This is a genomic window from Moorena sp. SIO2C4 (genome assembly GCF_010672485.1).
Classification (GTDB): Bacteria; Cyanobacteriota; Cyanobacteriia; order Cyanobacteriales; family Coleofasciculaceae; genus Moorena; species Moorena producens.
In genome coordinates, this window is record NZ_JAAHGN010000585.1 from 1 (window position 1) to 4,694 (window position 4,694).

The 4,694-nt window shown below is 44.5% G+C and carries 4 protein-coding genes; all 4 read right to left on the minus strand.

Annotated elements, in window-relative coordinates:
- Positions 1-1,563: Ig-like domain-containing domain (locus F6K20_RS25015; protein ID WP_287296435.1), on the minus strand; the 1,563-nt coding region annotated here is incomplete at its 3' end.
- Positions 1,564-1,707: 144 nt separating this feature from the next.
- Positions 1,708-2,880, minus strand: a complete 1,173-nt coding sequence (locus F6K20_RS25020) for an RNA-guided endonuclease InsQ/TnpB family protein (RefSeq protein ID WP_229414236.1) — start codon at positions 2,878-2,880, stop codon at positions 1,708-1,710.
- A gap of 281 nt (positions 2,881-3,161) precedes the next feature.
- On the minus strand, positions 3,162-4,004 hold the full coding sequence (locus tag F6K20_RS25025) for an excalibur calcium-binding domain-containing protein (protein ID WP_008177586.1): 843 nt from the start codon (positions 4,002-4,004) through the stop codon (positions 3,162-3,164).
- A 350-nt stretch (positions 4,005-4,354) separates the two neighbouring features.
- A partial coding sequence (locus F6K20_RS25030; RefSeq protein ID WP_287296437.1) for a DUF6335 family protein occupies positions 4,355-4,694 on the minus strand: 340 nt, incomplete at its 5' end.

A 4,694-nucleotide genomic window follows, 5' to 3' on the forward strand; every position in this document is an offset into this window, starting at 1 on the left:
CTTTTCGTTTCCATTGCCATCCTGATAGCGATTGGTTTTCGCTTGCACCCCATAGGCCAACATTCCCGTTGGACCTCCCAGTCGTTTCCTCAGGGAAACCGCGATATTAGTGGTTTTATTTTTCTTTCCCGCTACCCGGAAACGTTCCCATTGAGTTGGCTTCGGTAATAAATCATTGCTCTTGCCACTCGGATAAGCGGAATCTTTATAGACCAAGTCAGTAGGTTGAACAATGCGATAAGCGGCTTTATACTCCGGTTGCGGTAAATTGACTGTAGAAATATTCAACTGTAGGGACTCGGAATTGCTTTTTAGGGTAGAGGGAAAGATATGCAAATCCGAGGGAGCCCAGATATCCCCTGCTAAATCCCCTGTTTCGTACTTAAAGGTTATTGGTTCACCCAAGGTTTGCCCAAATTGGTCAGTGAGATTAGCACCGAGAGTAACGGTATAGGTAGTTTCTGGTTCTAATGCCCAAGGATTAAGGTTAACGAATCGATTGCCATCATAAGCTTGCACCAATTTGGGAGCTTCCTTGGGAGCAGGCTCAACCGTAATATTCTCCATGGCGGAAGAGGCTAGCAAAGGATTATTAAATTCCAACTGAGCTGCCCCGTTCACAAACCGTCCATAAGCGCCTCCCGCCTCTGGCTGTCCGTAAAATGTGGTTTCCTGATAGGTCAAGGGGTCAAAGGTTTTGACTTGACTAACGAAAGGGGTTTCGGTCGCGATATTGCCGCGAGCGGGACGCACACCAGGGGCAAAGGCTAATTTGTAATCGGTAGCTTTAGTTAGGGGTTGCTTAGGGGTGATCGTATAAATCCATGGCCGCAAGGAGGGGTTAAATTCCTGAGCGGGTTGCCTATACTCTGAGGAAACATCCTCTTGTTCTTTAAGGGCTACATCTAGCTTGACACTCTGAGTCTGACCTTTTGGTGTCATGGTCAAGTGCTCGTTTACTGAAGCGAGATCCAATTGAGTATTGGAGGTAAACTCTAACTTAGGCTCCAGGGCAATCGGTTGTGGTTCGGCTTCTGGATTCCTCTGAGTTGCTGGCAGATTGGTTAACTGGATCGGGGCAGTATTGAAGGTCCAGGCTAAGTCTTGTTCTAGACTATGATTGTTTAGGTCAGTTAATCCAGCTTTGAGGGTAACTTGGACACGAGTGGCTAGAGGCAGAGCTTGGTCAGCTTGGAATCCTACCATCCGTGGGGTTAAGAAACGAAATTGCCCAGGGATAGGGGGTATGATTTCAAATTTCTGTAATATTTCCCGCTGATTCGGACTTCCCAAGCGTTCAACGGGAATCAAGGGGTCTTTGAAGCGAATCCGAATTTGAGAGAGGGGCTCAGCTATGCCGATGGGACTAATTTGCTCAATCCACTCTGGGATTTGAGGCATCGGTAGGGGAGCTACTGCTGGTAAGGGTTCAAACCCTGAAGTTAGTTTAGCGCTATCACAGCTTATTATACCTAGGATGAGAGATAATCCCAGTAATAACCCTATGGCTGTTTTAATTACCCTACCCATGGCGTGCCTAGATTTTCCTCTTGCAGCTTCCACTATTGATTAAAGCTCAGATTTTTTAATTTGGCAGGATTGTGCTAAGTTTCCGTGACATACTCCCAACGCTAATTACTTCGCTATCGCTACGTAATATAGCCTGGGCTTCTCAACTTGCGAGAACTTGGTGCTTCATTGGTAATCCTACGATTCTTCCTCCACACCCAGCTTGACGACCGCTAGACCTTCAACGGCTGCAATACCTCTATTTACGATAATTTTGCCACTAGCCACATCGCGAGGCATGACGATCTGACATTCTGGACAACTATGTATTCTGACACTCAAGTCTTTAGGCACATCAGCCCCACATTCAGGACAAAGTTGACTACTGCCTTTAGCATCAACTTTTTGATAGTAAGTCCCAGTCTTGCGACAAACCCAATCCAAGATATTCAAGAATTGACCAGGCGCACTATCCAAGACGTGCTTGGCAAGCATACCTTTGCTCAATCCCAAAATGTTCAAATCTTCAGCAAAGATCATTCCTGCCTGACGGCAAAGATGATGGCTAACTTTGTAGTGAAAATCTTTTCGCTGATTACCAATCTTTTCGTGCAGCAAAGATATTTTGTGTGTCAAAGCTTGATAAGATTTACTTCCTTTTTGTTTCTTACTCAATCTGCGTTGCAGCCATTTAAGCTTGCTTTGAGACTGAATGTAGAACCGAGGATTATCAATCAATTCACCTTGGCTGGTAGCGACAAAACTGGAAATCCCCCAATCAATACCCAAGGGTTCACCATGAGGCATCGGATCGGGGATAGATATGTCAGAATGCAAAATCAGTTGAGCATACCACCCCGAAGCTTTCATCAGGACTCGAACCTGCTTGATAACAAATCCTTTTGGAATAGCTCGATGCAGAACAATCGGCATCTTACCAATCTTAGGGAGTTTGATTTGCCACCCAGTAATCGGATTCGATTTGAACTGAGGGAATACAAACGAACGATAACGTCCAACCTTCTTGAAGCGTGGAAACCCAAACTGTCTCTGTTGTCTAATCTTAAATGCTCTATCAAGTCTCTTGAGAGCATCTTGAAGGACTTGAGAATGTACAGCCTGAAATTCACGAATGCTTTTCTTGGCGACTGTCAGTGCGTTCTGTTGTTTGTAGTAGTCAGGATATGGTTCGTCAGCAGAGATAATATATTCCTGCCTGAGACTACAAGCGTCAACTCTACACTTACGGCTATTGATCCAGTCTTTTCTTTGTCGTAGTGCGTAATTATAAACACGCCGACATTGTTCGAGCCAATCAAGCATCTTTGCTTCTTGGTCGATATCTGGATGAATGCGATATGTGTAAGTCATGCTTTCCATACAAATAGTCTAACAAATATTGCCGTCTTGTTAGACTATTTATCCGATTGCCAATTATCACCCCATCGAGGGTTTCAATTGGCTTGGCTTGTCCATGTATCCCAACGCCAAATCAAAGATTTCGCGCGCGGACTTATAGCCCGCCAAACCCCCCAAAAGTTAACTCGTCGGGGTAGTGCTGGTGTAGTAGGTTAGGGCTTTTTGGTGGGGTGCCTCCGGATCACATTAAGTAACTGTGAAACTCCCCAAAACCAAAAATACAATTACTTTGTTTACGGCAGTGACTCACAAGCGATACCATCTTTATCACGGTCTAGCCGGTGGGGGTCGCCGGGAAAGGCATCAAGCACCTGTTGGGCTTCAGCTTGAGTACTGAAATCTGAACAATTGCAATCTGAATTCACGCAATTGGGCAATTCAGGTTGTAGATCAGGAGACGAGATAGGTGTTGTGTTACTAACCATCTTGGCAAAACGAACCTCAGATAAGCCAATCAGACTTGTCGGTCCATAGTTGGAGACAACATCGATTCTGGCAAACTGAGCTTCCACATTAGGAAAAGAGAAGATAGTAGCCGGAATATTGGTTGCAGGTCCTTTAGGCAGAGTTAGGGTTGAAGATTCAAAAACTGGATCACTAAAATCTGAATTGTTAGAGAGAACTAAGATAAAGTCTTTGATGCCCCGATTAGTTGCCGTTGTATTGAAAGCATTGTAATTCCAGAGGGCTAGTGTATTGAATAGGACTGGGCTGCCAAAGTCAAAGTCAAAGTTGACATCAGCTGCGGTTGCACAATGATTTAGCTTAGCTGAGAGAAAGTTAGCTGAATTTCCTCCAGCTACGTGGAGTTGATCCAGTTCCGTGCCGCTACCAGTCAGTCCATTGCCATTGAAAATGTTAGCTACAGCTCCAAAATTAGGTGTGAACGAGCCATTATTTAGGTTAACAAAAGCAGTTGGATGTAGGATTTCAACCTGAGAACCAGGGCTGGAGATGTTAGAATCTGTTTGGGCTAGGGCTATATCGGGGTAACTAGTCAGTGATGCTACTATCGAAAGCATCAACAGAACTGTCATCACAAAAGCTTGAAAGCTTCTCAGGAAAATTTGTTTCACTATTCTATGGTTGAGATTACTTTAATGACTTTACGTGAATTTGTCTAATTTTTCAAGCCCCTTACATAATTCAATTGTAGTATTTTGTCACACAAAAACCGCCAGGAAATTACCAGAATTTTTTTTAGTATAAATCATCATTGTTTCCTTTGCGGTAGTTGTCTGATTCATCGGGATTGAACTAGAGGGGAAAACTAAGGTTGGCAGCAAATATCCCCTCTTTTAGACGTTTTTTATGGTTTAAGTCCCGATATTCCCAAACTAATCAATTCCCAAAATAATCCCCAAAAAAACATCAATCCCTCTCCCTATCCCTGACATCCGTTAAGCCATCCGTTGCCAACAGTACCTTATTTCGAGTGCTCGGAGTAATCTTCAGAAGATTCAGGGTTCAGCTCCCAGCGGAGGTGATCACGAACCTCTAACTTGTCTCGAGTTTGCACAGCTTCACCATCAACTGAAGAAATCCCCATGGACTCCAGCAAGTCTTCAGTTACATTTTGGTCAGGAGTGGGCGTTTGTCCTCCAACTGCTTCTTCCCCCACTACTTCAGCCTGATACCAATTATCATAAATATCGCCACCGGTCACATTGCCACCGGATAGTTTGCTAATTCTCAACTTCTCCAAGGTGCGTCCCATCCCAGTGTCACGGTCAACCACACCCTCAAAAATCCGGTCAGGGTCTTCT